Here is a 19323-nt window from a genome sequence, read left to right as displayed (position 1 = left end):
CCTCACTTCGTATCGTACCAACTTGCGCCATATGCAGAATCCACTTTTAAGGGAACATCCAGTTCCAATGCGGATTCCATCACTTCAGGTACGATTTTCTTCAATTGTTCCAATTCTTCTTCAGGTGCTTCAAATATGAGTTCGTCATGCACTTGCAGAAGCATACGAGCTTGTAACCCTTCTGCTTCCAGACGTCTATCCATATCGATCATCGCTTTTTTAATAATATCCGCAGCCGTCCCTTGAATCGGCGTGTTCATAGCAGTACGTTCTGCAAATCCTCGTAAGTTAAAGTTCGAGCTTGTAATATCAGGGAGATAGCGACGACGGTTCATCATTGTAGAGACGAATCCCCGTTGTTTTGCATCAACGATAATAGTATCCATATACTGTTTGACTCCCGGGAAACTTGCCAAATAGGTGTCGATGAATTCTGCAGCTTCCTTCCGTGGGATATCCAAACTTTGTGATAACCCATAATCACTGATTCCATATACGATGCCGAAGTTAACTGCCTTCGCTGCGCGGCGCATGTTGGATGTCACTTCTTCTTTCGTTACACCAAACACATCCATTGCCGTTTTCGTATGAACGTCTTCATCTGCACGAAATGCATCTATCAGTTTTTTGTCCTGTGAAATATGTGCAAGCACCCGTAACTCGATTTGTGAGTAATCCGCCGCGAACATGATCCAATTCGGTTCTGAAGGAACGAATGCCGCACGGATCTTTCTTCCTTCCTCCAGACGGATCGGGATGTTTTGCAAGTTCGGATTGATGGAGCTTAGACGTCCTGTTTGTGTCAAAGCCTGCTGGAAACGAGTATGGATCTTACCATCTTCATGGATTTCTTTCGATAGTCCATCGATATATGTGGATTTCAACTTCCCGAGCTGACGGAACAAAAGAATGTGCTCGATGATCTCATGCTCAGGTGCTAACTTTTCTAACACATCAGCGGCTGTGGAGTAGCCAGTCTTCGTTTTCTTGATTGGTGTTAACCCAATCTTTTCAAAAAGAATCACTCCGAGCTGTTTGGGGGAATTGATGTTAAACGGCTGTCCAGCCAACTCATAAATTGTCGTTTCCAGATGTTCGAGTCGACTTGACAATTCTGTACCAATTGTTTGGAGCGTAGCCAAATCCGTCTTCACGCCAGTGGATTCCATCTTGCCAAGAATAATCGCGAGCGGGAGTTCCAAATTATGGTATAGCTCGTATTGCTCATTTTGCCGAAGTTTTTCAGAAACGGTCTCAAACAAGTTCCATACAGCAACAGCTTTAGTGCCTGCATGTTGTGCGATTTCCTCAATTGCCGGAGCTGCTTTCTTAGCCCCTTTCCCATAGACTTTTTCGTCTTTCTGGATACCGTTCCAGCCTACGGATGCAGCCGCTTCCGATACGTCATCAAAAGACAACGACGGATTAACAATATACGCAGCGAGGGTTAAGTCGAAATCGATTCCTGAGACAGGAATATCAATTGCTGCTAAAGCTGCAAAAAGGGCTTTCGCATCCGTCGTGAATTTTTTAGTTCCGGGATCAGCAAGCCACTTTTTCAGTACATCGTCCTGTTTCAAATCGTCCAGCGGTACATAAAACACGCGTTCACCATTTGTCATCGCAAGTCCAAACAGTTCCGATGTTAAATAGTTATCGTCCATCATCTCCAAGTGGACTGCCATCTGATCGGAAAGATCGGCTGCTGTCAGCTTGTGCTTTGTTTCAACTTCAATTACTTCAACTGGCTCAGATTCCACGCCCTCCACTCCCATTTTTTCAAGGAGTGTCGTGAATTTCAATTCTTTATAGAGAGATGTTAGTTGTTCTTCGTCAGGTCCATCGTATGACAAATCCTGTAAACTGATTGTAATCGGTGCATTCACTTCAATGGTTGCCAACCGCTTACTCATATACGCCTGTTCTTCGTTATTCGTTAAGTTCTCTTTCAGTTTTTTGCCACTGATCGCGTCAAGAGACTCATATACGTGCTCAACGGACCCATATTCTTTCAACAGTTTTAACGCGGTCTTTTCCCCGACGCCAGGTACACCCGGAATGTTATCCGAAGCATCTCCCATCAGACCTTTCATATCGATGATCTGAAGAGGTCCGATTCCATACTTTTCTTCAATATGCGCAGGTGTATAGATTTCCATATCAGTGATTCCTTTACGCGTAATGCAAACAGTCGTTGAATCCGTTGCAAGCTGAGTCAAATCCTTGTCGCCGGAAATCACCACTGTCTTCACTGCTTCCTCGCTCGCTGTACGGCTTAGTGTCCCGATAATATCGTCTGCTTCAAAGTTCTCCAATTCGTATTGAGGGATATTGAATGCTTTCAGCAGTTTCCGCAAGTATGGAAATTGTTCAGATAACTCAGGCGGAGTTTTTTGTCTTCCCCCTTTGTATTCACTGAACGTACTATGCCGGAATGTAGTTTTCCCAGCATCCCAAGCAACAAGCACGTGGGTCGGCTGTTCTTCTTTAAGGATGTTTTGCAGCATCATCGTGAATCCATATACAGCGTTCGTATGGATTCCACTGTCATTTGTTAATAATGGCAATGCAAAAAATGCACGGTAAGCCAAGCTGTTCCCGTCAAGCAATACAATTTTTTTAGTCGTCACGTAGCTCGTCCACTCCTTCATAAAAAAAACGTCGTCTCCCTCCATCTTACCATGCAGGCAGGATGAAATGAAAACGACGGGGCCCTTCTCTATTCCGATGCAGTCAGGTGCTGATGGATGGGCAGCTTTATGAAGAATACAGATCCTTCACCTAATTCACTTTCCACCCAGATACTGCCGTGATGTGCTTCCAATAAGTGCTTCACGATTGCAAGGCCAAGTCCTGTACCTCCTGATTCACGGCTTCGCGCTAAATCAGCACGGTAAAATCGTTCAAACACTCTTTGCAGCTTCTCTTTTTCTATACCAATGCCTTCGTCTGCAATTGAAATGACAATGGAATCATGGTCTTTCTTTCCTGATATACGTACGGTCGTACCTTGTTTCGAATAGGTGATTGCATTGATGAGCAAGTTAACAAGCACTTGCATAAGACGCCCGCTATCAGCTTCAATCACTAATTCACCCATCTCCTCGATCTCCACTGTCATTTGTTTTTCAGCAAGCTTTCCAGAAACTAATTGTGCAGCCTCTTGGATTGTAATGGCAGCATCCACTTGAGATAAATTCAGTGTGAATCCGTGCTGTTCAATTCCTGATAATTCCAGTAAATCCGATACAAGAGAATGCAAACGGCCACTCTCTTTTTCTATAATCGTGATGAAGTCCCTTGAAATTTCCGGATCTGAAAGTGCTCCATCCAATAAAGTTTCAGCAAATCCTTTAATGGACGTGACGGGCGTTCTCAATTCATGGGATACGTTAGCAACGAAATCTTTTCGCACTTCTTCCAATCGGATGATTTTCGAAATGTCATGAAACACCACGATGATCCCTAACCAATTGCCGTGACGCCCAATAACTGGTGCACCATAAACATTCAAGTCCAACGGTCCATTGTCTTGCTGAATCCGGATTTGCTGCTCATGAACTTGCTCAGAAAGGAAGACGTCTTCAATCAATTTTTCAGCCGCTAAAGGCAAACCGATTTCCTTATAGGATTTCCCGATTGCATCAGGAGAAGAGGCATTAAATGTTTGGGCAAAAACCCCATTCATCAGATTGACCGTACCCCCTCTGCCAAGCATGAGTAAACTGCTGCCAATACTCTCAATAAGTGTTTTTAACCGCTCTTTTTCCATCGATCTCACGATTTGAGTTTCTTGGCCATTCCTTGCGATCTGGTTAATGGAAATGGCTAAATTCCCAAGATCCTTGAACTCACTCACACTGACACGCGCTTTGTAATCTCCGCTTGCGAGCTTTCTTGCGACAAGTGTCAATTCGTCAACCGGCTTTGTAAAATGATAGATCATCCTGGATACCGTAAACAAACTTAACAACAAGAACAGAACGATGACTACAGTCAAATAGAGCAGGAATTTCTTTTCCAAGGATGGATTCATATTCGCATCCACTACATTGAAAAATTGACTGATGACAATCCATAAAACAACCGAAAAGACAACTAGTGCAGCACTAGTTGTAAGTAGGATCCGCCGGGAATGTCCTTCCTTTATCATGAAAACTCCTCGAATTTATAGCCGATTCCCCGCACAGTTTTAATGGAACGCGGCTTTTTCGTATCTTCTTCGATTTTATCGCGGAGGTGGCTAATGTGAACATCCACAATACGAGTATCTCCACTAAAATCGTAATTCCACACAGCTGATAACAATTGATCGCGCGAGAGTACACGATTTTTGTGTTTCATGAGATATACGAGTAGTTCGAATTCCTTTGGTGTGAATTCAAGCAGTTCTCCATTCAGCTCAGTTTGGTATCGCTCAAGATATACGGTTAATCCATTGATACTAATACTGTCACTCGGTTGTTTGGGACCATTGGCGCGGCGCAATACCGCCTTAATACGCGCCGTCAGTTCACGAGGGCTGAATGGCTTGGTCATGTAATCGTCCGCACCAATTTCCAATCCTAACACTTTGTCGGTCTCGTCTCCTCGCGCTGTCAACATGATAATGGGGGTTTCTATATTACGCTGCCTCAAATTCCGACAGACATCGATGCCATCCATTCCAGGAAGCATAATATCTAGTACGATCAAATCAGGTTTATTCTTTGTCGCTTTTTCCAAACCATCTATACCGTTTGTTGCAACTAGCGTCTGATACCCATTTTGTTTCAGGTTATAGTCGAGAAGTGTACATATCGATGGATCGTCTTCTACTATTAATATTGTTTTTGTTGAGATTTCTTCTATCATATCCATATTAGAAATTATCCAATGATTGTGATGTAAGTTGTTTTTCTTTCAATTCAGGAGCCGCAACGCTGACAGTTCCTCTAATTATTTGGTCGTCCGCTTCATTCACGGCACTTACAAAAATTTCGATTCGATTTTCCTCGGTATGGACTTCCTGGACTTCCAATGTGATCGCTACCGTTTCATAATGGTAAACGGGGATAGGAAACTCTAAATGTTGAGCAAGAATATAAGAACCCGGACCTGGTAAGTATTTAGAAACAGCCGAAGTGATAATACCAGTCAGCATAAGTGTCGGTACAATCGGTTTTTTAACGTCTGTCTGTGAAGCAAAATCATGTTGAATATAGATTGGATTAGGATCATTCGTCAAGCCTAGATAAAGAAGCAGATCTCTGTCTTCTATCTTTTCAGTCAATTTCAGTTTTTCCCCAACCTTAATATCATTAATTCCTCTTCCCACTCTTCTCTTTTTACCGAGCATCAAAAAAAGTCCCCCTTGTTAGGTACTATCCTTCTCCTTTAAAGTTTATCATAAAACAAAAATAAATCGAGTAGTGTCTTCTGCCACTACTCGATTCAGAAAATGATCAGGCAAGCACTTGCATGACTGCTTTTACGGAGTCCGCTGATTTACTCAATGCCTGTTTCTCCTCGTCTGTTAACTCAAGATCAATAATCTTTTCAACTCCATTTTTTCCGAGAACGGTCGGGACTCCCAAGTAAATTCCATCCATTCCGAATTCGCCTTCCAAATAGGCAATTGCCGGTATAATACGCTTCTGGTCTTTCAAAATCGCTTCCGCCATCTCCACTAGAGAAGCAGCTGGTGCATAATAAGCAGATCCATTGCCAAGAAGGTTTACAATCTCCGCCCCGCCTTTACGAGTTCGCGCTACGATTTCTTCTATTCTTTCTGGAGAAATTAACGTTTCAAGCGGTACTCCCCCAGCTGCAGAATATCTGACGAGCGGCACCATGTCGTCTCCATGTCCACCTAATACAAATCCAGAAACATCCTTCACTGAAACGTTCAGTTCTTGGGCAATGAAAGTACGGAAACGTGCTGTATCGAGCACCCCTGACTGACCAATCACCCGCTCTTTCGGCAACCCGGACTCTTTGTAGACCGTATATGTCATCGCGTCGACTGGATTCGTCAATACGAGGATCGTTGTGTCAGGGGAATGCTTGATGATTTCAGCTGTCACTGACTTCATGACTTTCTGATTGGTTTGAACAAGGTCATCCCGACTCATTCCAGGCTTGCGTGCAATGCCTGCAGTGATGATGACAATGTCTGAATCCTTAGTATCTGCATAGTCAGCCGTTCCAATTATCGAAGCATCAAAGCCTTGCACGGGACTCGCTTCCAGCATATCCAGTGCCTTTCCCTTCGTTGAATTCTCCATACCGGGAATGTCCACCAGCACCACGTCACACAATTCTTTCTGAGCAAGCAAAAACGCAGTCGTAGCTCCCGTAAACCCGGAACCAATAACAGAAACCTTTTTACGAACCATAGACATACTAAAACTCCCTTTCAGAAATGGAATTTGTGATTCACTAATTTTCAATGAAGTAACTTCCGCCAGAATACACCGTTGATTGAAGCGGCAGGCGGCGACTCCTGAGGGATCAGGATCATGGAAACCACCTAAGTTGTTAGCGTCCTGCCACAATGATTGCATGACCTATATCCTGTAGTCCCGCGTCCGTCTGTAGTGAGAGCCGTAACGAAGAACGGCTTTTGCGAGCAAAAGCGAAGCGTTGGGAGCATATCTTTGCAATAATCAACATCGTTTAATTTCCCAACCTATTTTTATATAAACAAAAAGCAGAGGCTACATTTAAAGCTCTGCTTTTTGTCTCTTACTTATTGTGTACCTGCCGAATACGGTTTGTAAACTTATAGGTTTTTGATTAACTCATCAGCGAACTCTGAAGTCTTCACTTCGGTAGCGCCGTCCATCAAACGTGCGAAGTCATAAGTAACCACTTTAGAAGCGATTGTCTTTTCGATTGACTTCGTAATCATGTCTGCAGCTTCGTTCCAGCCAAGGTGCTCAAGCATCATAACGCCAGAAAGAATAACAGATGATGGGTTAACTTTATCAAGACCTGCATACTTCGGTGCAGTACCGTGAGTTGCTTCAAAGATTGCGTGTCCAGTCAAGTAGTTGATATTAGCGCCTGGTGCGATTCCGATTCCGCCTACTTGTGCAGCAAGTGCATCAGAAACGTAGTCACCATTCAGGTTCATCGTTGCAACAACGTCGAATTCCTTCGGACGTGTCAAGATCTGCTGAAGGAAGATATCAGCAATGGAATCTTTAACGATGATTTTGCCTGCAGCTTCAGCATCAGATTGCGCTTTGTTTGCAGCGTCTGTGCCTTTTTCCTCTTTAATGCGGTCGTATTCGTTCCATGTGAATACTTTGTCGCCGAATTCTTCTTCAGCCACTTCATATCCCCAGTTTTTGAATGCGCCTTCTGTGAATTTCATGATGTTTCCTTTGTGTACAAGTGTCAATGATTTGCGTCCTTCTTTGATTGCATAGTTCAATGCACCGCGAACAAGACGTTTTGTACCTTCTTCAGAAATCGGCTTAATGCCAAGACCGGAAGTTTCAGGGAAACGGATATTTTTTACATTGAATTCGTCTTGTAGGAACTTGATAAGTTTCTTGACTTCGTCAGAACCTTCTTTGTATTCGATTCCTGCGTAAATGTCTTCAGTGTTTTCACGGAAGATGACCATGTCACAGTCTTCAGGACGTTTTACTGGAGAAGGAACACCTTCGAAGTAACGTACTGGACGCAAACAAGTGTAAAGATCGAGTTCTTGGCGAAGTGCTACGTTCAATGAACGGAATCCACCACCAATAGGAGTAGTTAAAGGACCTTTGATCGCAATCAGGTATTCTTCAATCGTATCGAGTGTCGCTTGTGGAAGCCATTCTCCAGTTTCGTTGAATGCTTTCTCTCCTGCTAACACTTCTTTCCAAACAAGCTTACGCTTACCGTTATAGGCTTTTTCCACTGCTCCTTCAAGGACGCGTGAAGCTGCATGCCAGATATCGGGGCCTGTTCCATCACCAATGATGAATGGAACTGTTGCGTGATCGGGAACGTTCAATACACCGTTTGATACTGTGATTTTACCTTCGTTAGTCATTATAATTCCTCCCAATTTCATGAGTATAGGGCCGGTACGTTAAGATACCGGCCCAAAGATTTTTGCTGATCAGCGCTGATCGATTGGCACATATTTCTGCATATCCGGTCCGATGTATTCGGCACGAGGACGAATCAGACGGTTGTTTTCATACTGCTCTAGAATGTGTGCAATCCATCCCGAAATGCGGGAAACTGCAAAAATCGGAGTGAATAGATCATGATCAATCCCAAGTGAATGATAAACCGAAGCTGAGTAAAAATCAACGTTTGGCGGTAATTTTTTCTCTCCTGTAACGATTTTCTCAATCTGCTCGGACATACGGAAATATTTACCTTCTCCGCGAAGTTCAGTCAGTTTTTCTGACATTTCACGAAGGTGCTTGGCGCGCGGATCACCTTTACGATATACACGGTGACCGAAGCCCATGATCTTTTCTTTGTTCGCAAGTTTGTTGTGGATGTACTCGTCCACTTTGTCTTCCTCGCCAATTTCCATGAGCATATTCATGACTTGCTCATTTGCACCACCGTGCAATGGACCTTTAAGCGCTCCGATTGCAGCAGTAACACCTGAATACATATCAGATAGGGTTGCCACACAAACACGTGCTGTAAACGTGGAAGCGTTCAACTCATGATCGGCATGCAGGACAAGCGCTTTGTTGAAGGCTTCCTCTTCGATCGACTCAGGCTTTTTGCCATTCAACATGTAAAGGAAGTTTGCTGCATATCCAAGTGATGTATCTGGAGCGATCGGCTCGAGACCCTTGCGAATACGTGCAAATGCAGTAACAACAGTTGCAATTTTCGCTTGTAGTTTAATCGCCTTCAGATAGTTCTCCTCTTTGGACATATCTTCAGCGTTCGCGTCATATAACCCTAATAACGAGATTGCTGTGCGCAATGCTGCCATCGGGTGGACGTCTTTGATTGGATACGTTTTGAAATGAGCGAGCACTTCTTCCGGTACGGACATGTTATCTGCCAATTGCTGCTTCAATTCAGCTAGCTCTTCTTCTTTTGGTAGACGCAGGTGCCAGAGAAGATAGACGACTTCCTCGAAACTTGCATTGTTTGCAAGATCGTCAATGTCGTACCCGACGTATGTAAGGGTATCATCGATGATTGAACTGATCGCGGATTGTGTCGCTACAATTCCTTCTAAACCTTTAGTAGATGTCATGAAACTCTCTCCTTCAGTCAGCAGCCATCTAACCGCCCGTTGATTTTTTCCACCGTTCGGGGGGCTTCGGCTAATCTGCTAATATTGTTTCCGCCTAAAAACGCTTACAAAATTCATTATAATCAACTTTGACGGTTTTGTGAATGAAAATGCATACGATTCCCAGGAAATCTATTAAATTGGAGTGAATGACTATCAAAAAAATGAATACGACATCGTTTTATAAACTGTACCTCGCCCCATTCCTACCTGGAGTTATCGGAGGAATTTTTATAGTTCTAGTTCCACCTGCCGGCATCGCAATTATTCTTGCTTACTTCGCTGCACCTGTTGTGAACTTTACCAACCACGTCCTACGTTTACCTAGAACACTTTCCACTTTAGTCGCCATGTTCGTGATTCTCGGTGTAGTCGCCGGAGTTTCCACGATGGCTATACAAGGTTTAATGGATACACTACCGATTGCCGAGCGTCATCTGGAGCCTTATACCGGCAATCAGGATTGGTCAGGGGTTGCGATTACATTTTTAAAAGAAAATGTGCTAACAGCCGGCCATACTCTTATTGAACATACCTTCACCTTTACGGGAGTCCTCTTTCAACAAGTTTTCACACTCTTTATATTCCTAGTCGCTTTTTTCTTTGCACTCCGGGAAACAGGAAAAGACCGATTTTGGTTCCTCGTCTACTTTCCAGCTTCGATGCGTCGTCAGGCATATCGACTCTTCAAGAAATCCGGTGAACTCATCGGGCATTTCATTTCCATTGAGGCACGTCTAGTTTGTCTAACATTTCTTCTATTGTGTATCGGTTTCTTTTTCCTGTCGTTTTCATCACCTATCGGAACTGCATTTCTAATAGCTCTCTCAGACAGCCTGCCTTTTTTAGGGATCGGATTATTCCTGCTGCCGATGATGCTCTTTTATTTTTATACCGGTGAGTATATTTTTGGATCAGCACTCTTACTGCTCTATATTTTGACACTTGTGAGTCGACAGATTGCTGAGTCCTATTTGTGGGCATCCACTTTCCGGGTAAAACCCGTTCACGCGTTTCTGATTACTGCCAGCTCGTTCTACTTGTTCGGATTACCTGGAATTTTACTAACGCCATTCCTTTTGTTTACAGCTATGAAAATCAGAAATCATCCAAAGTTCATCGAATGATCAGCGTCCCTTTTTTCATCTTCTTGTATATTTGCTGAATGATAAACGGTCGAATCATTTTTCGAGGCCAGCTGAAAAGCAGTAACAGACCTATCACGTCTGTGATGAAACCTGGGACCAGCAACAGCAAACCACCTGCAAAAATACACAATCCATCAATAATCGGTGGGCCCGGTGCATCTCCAGCAGCAATTCGTTCTCTGAATTCTGTAATCGCTTTGAAACCTTGTCTTTTTGCCAAATAAGCGCCGCCGATTCCAGTAACTAGAATGATTATAAGCGTCGGCATGACACCTAACTGGTTTCCAGCAACAAGTAGTAACGTGAGTTCACTTGCAGGAACAATCAAAAATAGAAGCACTAACCATTTCATTTTCATGTCTCCTCTTTGAGAAAAACCGCTGTCCTAAAATTAGGCAGCGGTTTTTGTTTATAGCACTTTAGCATGTCCTTTATAGATCACACCAGTTTCAGCGTCCATCGTAATTTCCTTATCATGTTTAATGATTTCAGTTGCATTCTTCACACCGACAATGACAGGAATCCCTAAATTCAATCCTACGATTGCCCCATGACTTGTAAGTCCGCCCTCTTCTGTAATGAGACCGGCACATTTTTCCAGTACCGGTAGCATATCACGGTCAGTGGAGTTCGTCACGAGGATTGCTCCTTCAGCATCGAATGCTTCCGCTTCAGCTGCACTGCGAGCGACAATTGCTCGACCATAAGCCACTGACTTTCCAATCCCTTGCCCTTTTGCAAGAAGATCACCGATGACATGGATCTTCATCAGATTGGTAGTTCCTGCTTCGCCAACGGGAACTCCCGCTGTGATGATTACAACATCGCCGTGTGTCACATATTTATGCTTAACACTTTCCTCGACGGATTCTTCAAGTATCGAGTCAATTGAACTGACTCGTCTACCAACGATTGGATACGCTCCCCATACAAGTGTAAGACGACGAGCGACTTGCTCAGAAGATGTTACAGCAATGATTGGACATCCAGGACGATACTTTGAAATCATCCGGGCTGTCGTTCCGCTTTCAGTAGGGGCAATCACTGCGTTCACGTTCAAGTTAATCGCTGTATAGGCAGCAGCTTGTCCAATGGCGTCCGTCAGGTTACCGTGCTTTTCTCTGCGACGCGTCGAGATGAAGGAACGGTAATCGAATGATTCTTCGATCTTATTAGCAATCCGGACCATTGTTTCTACAGATTCTACTGGATACAGTCCAGCCGCAGTTTCACCTGAGAGCATAATGGCATCCGTTCCATCAAATATTGCGTTTGCTACGTCACTCGCTTCAGCACGTGTCGGACGTGGGTTCCGCTGCATCGAGTCAAGCATCTGTGTTGCTGTGATGACAGGTTTCCCTGCCTGATTGCACTTTTCAATGAGCTGTTTCTGAATGACAGGAACCTCTTCTGGCGGTATCTCGACACCAAGATCTCCCCGAGCGACCATTAAGCCATCGGATACTTCGATGATCGCGTCAATATTATCGACACCTTCTTGGTTTTCGATTTTAGGAATGATATGGATGTTTGAACCGGCATTTTTCTCAAGCAGTTCACGTATTTCCAACACATCTTCCGCACGGCGGACGAAGGAAGCTGCAACAAAATCGATCTCCTGTGCAATCCCGAACAAGATGTCTTCCTTATCTTTCTCTGTGATTCCAGGAAGCTGCACAGAAACACCCGGTACGTTGACGCCTTTTTTATTCTTCAGCTCTCCGGAGTTCATCACTTCAGTATGAATCAATCCTTCAGCTTCACTTTTACCGAGCACTTTCAACATGACGAGACCGTCATCCAGAAGAATCGTATCGTCTTTATCCACATCGTCAATCAGTTGGTCATACGTAATTGAGAAACGCTCTTTCGTCCCAACGACTTCTTGCATGGATACGTCAATCTTTTGTCCCGCTACTAATTCGATTAGGCCGTTTTCCATCGAATGAGTTCGAATTTCAGGTCCTTTCGTATCGAGTAGAATCCCGACAGTCTTTTGCTTAGCTGCAGCTACTTTGCGGATTGCTTTAATGCGTTGAAGATGTTCATCATGATCTCCGTGGGAGAAATTCAATCGCGCCACGTTCATACCCGCATCGATTAGTTGCTCCAGACGTTCTGGTGATTCACTTGCCGGACCGATTGTACAAACGATTTTAGTTTTTCTCATTGGCTCAGAGCACTTCCTTTTCACTGATTTACATCAAATAGATAATTCTTTAGATAACGTATACATTTCATTCTCAAACTCAGAATCTTCATCAAAGACACGTGCTAAATCGTATTCGATGACTTGTTGATTTTTCATGCCGATCGCAACTGTTTTGCCGCCGTTCTTCAGTGCTTCAACTGCGCGCGCGCCAAATTGGCTAGCAATAACGCGATCCCTGGCAGATGGAGAGCCTCCCCGCTGGATATGTCCCAATACGGAAACACGTGTATCGATGCCTTCTTCTGTATTCAACTTTTCAGCGAGCAAGGAAGCAGACATCACACCTTCTGCGACAATAATGATACTATGCTTTTTGCCGCGTTCTGTCCCTCTTCTAAGACGTTCAAGGATATCCGGTAAATCATATGTTTCTTCAGGGATGAGAATGGTCTCCGCTCCGCCTGCAAGACCTGCCCAAAGAGCTAAATCCCCAGCATTGCGTCCCATCACTTCTATAATGAAAGTCCGCTCATGTGAAGTTGCAGTATCCCGTATTTTGTCAATTGCATCGATGACTGTATTCAGCGCAGTGTCGAATCCGATTGTGAAGTCCGTTCCGTTAATATCATTATCAATAGTAGCTGGGACACATGCACATGGTACACCAAGTTTCGATAACTCCTGAGCACCTCTGAACGAGCCGTCCCCTCCAATGATTACTACCCCTTCAATACCATTGGTCTTCAGCTGCTTAAGCGCTTTTTCGCGCCCTTCGACTGTAGTGAATTCCGGACAACGCGCTGAACGCAGCATAGTTCCGCCACGCTGAATAATATCCCCTACAGATCCCAGTTGTAACAGTTCGATCTTCCCGTCTATCAATCCTTGGTATCCGTTGTAAACGCCTGCAACTTCGAGTCCTTCGTAAATCGCTTTCCGTACGACAGCACGTACCGCAGCATTCATTCCAGGTGCATCTCCGCCACTTGTTAATACGGCGATTTTCTTCATCCGTAACTCCTCCTTACAGGAAAGCCGTATCACACTTATTGCTCAGTGAATACACCGATTTTCCTGAATTTATCATAACGGTCTTGAACGAGTTCATCCGCATCTAGCTTACCTAAATCGCTAAGCGCATTTACTAAGATAGCTTTCATGTTTTTTGCTTGTTGTTTTGGATCACGATGTCCGCCACCTAATACTTCAGGAATGATATCATCAATGATTTCCATCTTTAACAAATCAGGTGCGGTGATTTTCATCGCTTCTGCTGCTTCTTTTGCATAGGCTGCGTCTTTCCAAAGGATGGACGCTGCACCTTCAGGTGAAATGACCGAATAGGTAGAGTGCTCAAGCATATAAACCCGATTCGCTACACCTAAAGCCAGTGCGCCACCACTCCCCCCTTCTCCAATGACAATTGAAATCACAGGAACAGTGAGGCTTGCCATTTCTACAAGATTGCGCGCAATCGCTTCACTTTGTCCGCGCTCTTCTGCTGCGCGGCCTGGATAGGCCCCTTTCGTATCGATCAGACAAATGATCGGTCTGCCGAATTTCTCTGCCTGTTTCATAAGCCTCAACGCTTTTCGGTAGCCTTCAGGATGGGGCATTCCGAAAGTTCGTTTCACATTTTCTTTCGTATCTTTACCGCGTTGATGTCCAATAATGGTAACCGGCTTTCCGTTAAACGAACCAATCCCACCGACTATCGCACCATCATCTCCGAATGCACGATCGCCATGAAGTTCGATAAAGTCCTCGAAAAGCTCTCCAATATAATCGTACGTCGTCGGGCGCTCAGGATGACGCGCCACTTGGACACGCTCCCATGTCTCCATGTTGCCATAGATATCGTTTTCGAGCTTGACCAAACGATCGTTCAAGTTCCGGATCTCTTCGGACAAGTCGACTTCGTTCGTCTCAGTAAACTCTTTTAGTTCCTGGATTTTTTCCCGTAATTTTATAATAGGTTCTTCAAATGACATAGTTTTTTTCATTGTGCTGCCTCCCCCTTCGTGTGAAGCCGGATGATGCGGGATAGCATATCCTGCAAGTCAACACGATGAACGACTGCATCCAACTGGCCATGTGCCAATAGGAATTCAGCCGTTTGGAAGTCTTCAGGTAGCTTTTCCCGGACAGTTTGCTCAATCACCCGGCGTCCTGCAAATCCAATAAGCGCTTTCGGCTCTGCGAGGTTAATGTCCCCGACAGAAGCAAAACTTGCCGAAACCCCGCCAGTTGTAGGGTAGGTCATAATTGAGATATATAAAAGCCCTTTTTCGGAGTGGCGGTTCAAAGCAACACTTGTTTTCGCCATCTGCATAAGGGACAGAACGCCTTCTTGCATGCGTGCACCGCCACTTGCAGAAAAGATAAGCATAGGGATTCCGAGCTCCGTCGCTTTTTCGACCGCTCTCGTAATCTTTTCGCCTACTACTGAGCCCATCGACCCCATCCGGAAATGTGGGTCCATGACGGCGATCGCCACCTCATTCCCGTCAATTTTCCCTGTACCTGTCAGGACAGCTTCATTGAGTCCCGTTGTCTCCGCATCTTTTTTCACTTTCGCGGTGTATGCAGGAAACTCCAATGGATTTTCAGTTACTAGATGGTCGTCCATGGACACAAACGTTCCTTCATCAATCAAGGAGTCTATCCGTTCCTGTGCAGTCATTTTGAAATGGAAATCACATTTGGGACAAACTTTCAGCAGTTTGCCCAATTCTTTTGTCGGTTCCACATGCTTACATGATGGACATTTCGTCATAATCCCTTCAGGTACATCGCTCTTAGACTTCGCATTCGGCATGATTGCCTGCTGTTTTTTCACATTTGTAAATAGATCCCTTAGCATTCGTGTTCGCCCCTTCTTTCACCATTGACAATGTCAAGCCAGTCCGTATACCGCATCACCGCTAGCCGACTATTACCATTCATCATCTCGTTGAGTAAATTTGCTGCAATTTCTTTTTCTTCTTCCTTCATGACTTCATGGAACGGTACGCGACTATATTGTTTCAATAAAAACCAGATTTTCAATGACAAACGATTTCCTGAAATCACTACGATCTCTTGCAGCAATTCTTCCCTGACAATCGGTTCTGTCCCTTTGAGTTTCGCTAAAAAACTTCCCCATACCGGCAATGCTCTTCGCTCAACATCATTTGAAATACTTTCTATGGCCGCTCTTTCATGTATCCGCCGAGTATCATCCACATATTTCAATGATTGCGGATGTTGCATAATGAATGTGGAAAGAATCTCCACCAACTGATGCTTTTTATAGTCCGCGAGGAACGTTCCCTCTCCCCTTCTTGTTTCAATCAGACCAAGAAGTTCAAGACTTCGGAGTGCTTCTCGGATTGTGGATCTACCCACTTGCAACCGATCCGCAAGCACACGTTCAGAAGGTAACTTATCCCCTATGACGGCACCTTCTTCTTTAATAATCGTACGCAGATCCGAAACGATATCCAGAAACCGTTTCGATGATGGACGAGAGTTTTCCATGTCCAAACTCCTTTTTATGCCGCTTTCTAAAGTGGTCAGACCACTATCCTTTATTAGCATACAAAAAAGCGCGCCTGCCGTAAAGTGATATCTGGAAATCCTTTTGCTGTTTGTTATCGAGTTGACTACTTCCTGAACCTCGAAAGAACCTTACAAGAAATATAGTTAAACTGCGAGGATCTCCTGAACAACGAGCTGTGGCCTTCCGTTCCTCACTTCAACCGTACCGTGAAATACGACCAATGACTGCTCATTCAGTTCAGTACTGTATGCGGCATATTGTTTCGGGAATAACGTACACGAAATTTCCCCAGTCTCGTCTTGTAATTCGAGAAACGCCATCGCTTCTCCTTTTTTTGTCCGGATCCGCTTCACTTCCAACACCATCCCTGCTAGAACCACCTTTGCTCCAGACGATTTTTCAAGGGCATCTGCAATTGAATTCGATTCAAGAGTGAGTTTCTTTTTAAAAGAAGCGATCGGATGTTCGGATAAGTAGAATCCAAGTGTCTCTTTTTCATAGTCCAGTCGTTGCATATCGGACATCGTCCCGCCAGGACTATATTTAGGACTTGCCATCCCCTTCATCATTCCTGCAAGCAAGTCTGTATCGTCAGATGACGGCCTTACGAAGAGCGCATGTTTTCTTGCTGCTTCTATCGTAGCGAGCAGTACTTCACGCGTCTGTCCGAATTCGTCCAATGCACCTGACTTTATGAGAGGCGGAATTGTTTTTTCCGTGAAATTTTCTGCACCGAGTGCAACAGACAAGTCAAAGAGAGTTTGCAATTTCACTTCTTTCTGCCGTGCTCGTTTCAGAGTTGTATAAAAAGGATAACTGATTCCTTTTACCGCACTTAAACCAAGTCGGATGGAGCCCTTCTCCGTTGTCGCTGACCAGTTACTTTTCGTGATCGAGGGGCCAAGGACAGGGATTCCCTTTCCTTTCACTTCACGCATGAATTCCATTGTCTTCTCCAGGGAACCCGCCAATACGGATAAGCATCCCGCATAGAAGTATTCGGGCTTGTTCGCTTTCAAGTAGGCAAGTTGGTAGGAAATCAATGAGTAGGCAACCGCGTGACTCTTAGGAAATCCATAATCTGCGAATTTTACAATCAGGTCGTAAATATCCCCTGCAATACTGGCAGGAAAACCGTTTCGCTTGGAGCTATCTGTAAAATGGATACGTTCCTGCATCAGCACATCACGCTTCTTTTTACTGATCGCACGCCGCAACAAATCCGCTTCTCCTAGGGTGAAGCCTGCTATTTGAACGGCAATCTGTAAAATCTGTTCCTGATAGACAATAATCCCATAAGTCTCTTTCAAAATCGGTTCCAGAGCTGGATGCATATAGTGAATCGGCTCAAGCCCTTTTTTCCTTCTGCTATAAAGAGGGATATTTTCCATAGGGCCCGGCCGATATAGGGCGGTGATTGCATAGATGTCTTCAAATACATCCGGTGAAATCTCCCGGAGCGCTTTACGCATGCCCGGTGATTCAAATTGAAAAATCCCAGACATGTCCCCTTTTCGGAACAACTCCATTGTTCGCTCATCATGCAGCGGAATTGTATCCAGTGAAAGGTCCTCCCCTGTTTCGAAACAAATCATTTTACGTATCCTATCGAGCAAAGTCAGATTACGCAATCCGAGGAAGTCCATTTTTAAAAGTCCCGCTTCTTCCGAGTCGTTCATCGCCCACTGCGTTAAATAGATGGAGTCACCGCCACTTTGGAGCGGTACGGTCTCAACGAGTGGTGTTGGAGATAGAATGACTCCAGCAGCGTGCGTCGAAGCGTTTCGCGGTAATCCTTCCAGCGCCAGAGACGCTTCGAACCATCGAGTCCGTACTTCCTCTTTTTCAATCCAAGTTTGAAGTTGTGAGGATTGACTCACTTTCTCATGAAGAGTTTTACCTGGAGCATCAGACAGCGCTTTCGATAGGAACGTCATATCTTCGTTTGAAAAACCGAATACCCGAGACGTGTTCCGTGCAACGGATTTAGCTGATAATGTACCGAACGTTATGATTTGAGCTACATGTGCTTTCCCGTATTTCCGTGCGACATACTCGACAACTTCCATTCTCCGTGTATCGGCAAAATCGACGTCGATATCCGGCATCGTCACTCTGCTTTTGTTCAGAAACCGCTCAAAAATCAACCCGTATTTCAAAGGGTCCACCGCAGTGATTCCAAGCGAAAATGCAACAAGTGAACCGGCAGAGGAGCCCCGTCCCGGTCCAACTTCAATATCTTTTTGTTTTGCATAGGCAATGAAGTCTTCCACGATTAAGAAATAATCCTGATAGCCCATTTCCACGATGACATCCAATTCGTATCGGAGTCGTTCTTCGTATGCGCTGGAAATCTCGGAAAGTCGTTTTTGCAACCCGGCTCGGCAATGGTCTTCAAGCAGTTGCGCTGCTGAACAATTTTTACCGACAGGAAACTTCGGCATGAGCAGCTGTTTTTCCGGCAATCGGACATTACAAGCTAAAAGCACCTCTGCCGCCTTCTCTAGCCAATGTTGTTTATCCGCAAACCATTGTTCCAGCTCTTGCTGTTCAGGCACGTAAGCGTCTGTGTATAGATTTGCAGGACGTGCAGGATCATTGAGTTTGTAGCCTTCACGAATCGCTTGCGCTGTTTCGAAACTGAATGCGTCTTTCGGCTCGATGTATCTAGCTTCATTGCACGCTACTATAGGCAGATCTTCCATCTCGGCTAGGTGTTCCATCGTCGATTCTTCAGGATGGACGGCACCAGCAGGCCGTGCGATTCCTATGTACAGATTTTCAGTCGCGCAGTGCTTTTTCAATCGCTGGATCATTTCTTCAGTTCGGATTTCGTTCCAAGAGGGGTCTGTAAGCGGGAATATCACGGCACAGTTTGCGGTATAGGATTTCAACCATTTTTCAGGTAAATTCCCAGTGTCTCGTGTTGCGGCAGCACTGCTCATCTTTAATAACTGACGAAAACCCATTTCGTTTTCAGCATAGACGTAACATAATGGCGTTTCTCCAGTCGACAACTCGATCTTCATGGAAAGCCCGATGACCGGGTGGATTCCATACTTTGTCATCACTTTCCAAAACGATCGGATTCCGGAGAGGGTCGAGTTCACAATCGCAGCTGAAACAGCCCCTCTTCTTTGCAGAAGAGGAGCCAATCGGTCGAGCTTTATAATGCCATTCAGAAGATCGGCACCTGTTATAATTTGCGGATAAACAAGCTTCATTG

15 protein-coding genes are annotated in these 19323 nt (G+C 44.7%); 1 reads left to right on the top strand and 14 read right to left on the bottom strand.

Translation table 11 applies throughout. The annotated features are described in order from the left end of the window. Window positions 1-2: 2 nt before the first annotated feature. The 7 genes from polA to citZ form a co-directional block, all read right to left on the bottom strand. Window positions 3-2630: a DNA polymerase I gene (gene polA / locus H9659_RS06365; protein WP_191689092.1), complete on the bottom strand. Its 2628-nt coding sequence runs from the start codon at window positions 2628-2630 to the stop codon at window positions 3-5. A gap of 89 nt (window positions 2631-2719) precedes the next feature. Continuing rightward, window positions 2720-4153, bottom strand: coding sequence for a two-component system histidine kinase PnpS (pnpS, locus tag H9659_RS06360; protein ID WP_191689091.1), 1434 nt, complete (start codon window positions 4151-4153; stop codon window positions 2720-2722). After that, on the bottom strand, window positions 4150-4860 hold the full coding sequence (locus H9659_RS06355; RefSeq protein WP_318240697.1) for a response regulator transcription factor: 711 nt from the start codon (window positions 4858-4860) through the stop codon (window positions 4150-4152). Before H9659_RS06355 ends, pnpS begins: the two co-directional genes overlap by 4 nt. Window position 4861: 1 nt before the next feature. Then, window positions 4862-5341, bottom strand: a complete 480-nt coding sequence (locus H9659_RS06350) for a MaoC/PaaZ C-terminal domain-containing protein (RefSeq protein WP_191689090.1) — start codon at window positions 5339-5341, stop codon at window positions 4862-4864. 103 nt (window positions 5342-5444) lie between these two features. Beyond that, window positions 5445-6383 carry a malate dehydrogenase gene (gene mdh / locus H9659_RS06345; protein WP_191689089.1) on the bottom strand — a complete coding sequence of 313 codons (939 nt, stop codon included), beginning with the start codon at window positions 6381-6383 and terminating at the stop codon, window positions 5445-5447. Window positions 6384-6763: 380 nt separating this feature from the next. Then, a complete protein-coding gene (icd, locus tag H9659_RS06340; protein ID WP_191689088.1) occupies window positions 6764-8032 on the bottom strand; it encodes an NADP-dependent isocitrate dehydrogenase in 1269 nt (422 codons plus the stop codon). Between the two features lie 69 nt (window positions 8033-8101). Next, window positions 8102-9217 carry a citrate synthase gene (citZ, locus tag H9659_RS06335; RefSeq protein WP_191689087.1) on the bottom strand — a complete coding sequence of 372 codons (1116 nt, stop codon included), beginning with the start codon at window positions 9215-9217 and terminating at the stop codon, window positions 8102-8104. A 188-nt stretch (window positions 9218-9405) separates the two neighbouring features. On the opposite strand from citZ, the gene H9659_RS06330 reads away from it, so the two are divergent. After that, window positions 9406-10383, top strand: coding sequence for an AI-2E family transporter (locus H9659_RS06330; protein WP_191689086.1), 978 nt, complete (start codon window positions 9406-9408; stop codon window positions 10381-10383). Here the strand turns inward: H9659_RS06330 and H9659_RS06325 are convergent. The 7 genes from H9659_RS06325 to H9659_RS06295 all read right to left on the bottom strand — a co-directional run bounded on the left by H9659_RS06325 (window position 10373) and on the right by H9659_RS06295 (window position 19321). Beyond that, entirely contained in the window at window positions 10373-10756 is a 384-nt protein-coding gene (locus H9659_RS06325) for an FxsA family protein (RefSeq protein WP_191689085.1), read from the bottom strand. The genes H9659_RS06330 and H9659_RS06325 overlap by 11 nt on opposite strands. Before the next feature lie 57 nt (window positions 10757-10813). Next, complete coding sequence (pyk, locus tag H9659_RS06320) at window positions 10814-12574, bottom strand: pyruvate kinase (protein WP_191689084.1); 1761 nt, start codon at window positions 12572-12574, stop codon at window positions 10814-10816. A gap of 33 nt (window positions 12575-12607) precedes the next feature. Beyond that, complete coding sequence (gene pfkA, locus H9659_RS06315) at window positions 12608-13567, bottom strand: 6-phosphofructokinase (protein ID WP_191689083.1); 960 nt, start codon at window positions 13565-13567, stop codon at window positions 12608-12610. A gap of 35 nt (window positions 13568-13602) precedes the next feature. Further along, window positions 13603-14559 carry an acetyl-CoA carboxylase carboxyltransferase subunit alpha gene (locus H9659_RS06310; protein ID WP_191689082.1) on the bottom strand — a complete coding sequence of 319 codons (957 nt, stop codon included), beginning with the start codon at window positions 14557-14559 and terminating at the stop codon, window positions 13603-13605. After that, window positions 14556-15419: an acetyl-CoA carboxylase, carboxyltransferase subunit beta gene (gene accD, locus H9659_RS06305; RefSeq protein WP_191689081.1), complete on the bottom strand. Its 864-nt coding sequence runs from the start codon at window positions 15417-15419 to the stop codon at window positions 14556-14558. Before accD ends, H9659_RS06310 begins: the two co-directional genes overlap by 4 nt. Further along, the gene (locus tag H9659_RS06300; protein ID WP_191689080.1) at window positions 15413-16075 is read right to left on the bottom strand and encodes a FadR/GntR family transcriptional regulator; all 663 of its coding nucleotides are present in this window, start codon (window positions 16073-16075) and stop codon (window positions 15413-15415) included. Before H9659_RS06300 ends, accD begins: the two co-directional genes overlap by 7 nt. A gap of 165 nt (window positions 16076-16240) precedes the next feature. Continuing rightward, window positions 16241-19321 carry a DNA polymerase III subunit alpha gene (locus tag H9659_RS06295; RefSeq protein ID WP_191689079.1) on the bottom strand — a complete coding sequence of 1027 codons (3081 nt, stop codon included), beginning with the start codon at window positions 19319-19321 and terminating at the stop codon, window positions 16241-16243. Between the last annotated feature and the right edge of the window lie 2 nt (window positions 19322-19323).

This window comes from Sporosarcina gallistercoris (assembly GCF_014836415.1).
Taxonomy (GTDB): Bacteria; Bacillota; Bacilli; order Bacillales_A; family Planococcaceae; genus Sporosarcina; species Sporosarcina gallistercoris.
The sequence above is the reverse complement of the archived record's forward strand: the minus strand, read 5'-3'. Positions and strand labels throughout refer to the sequence as shown.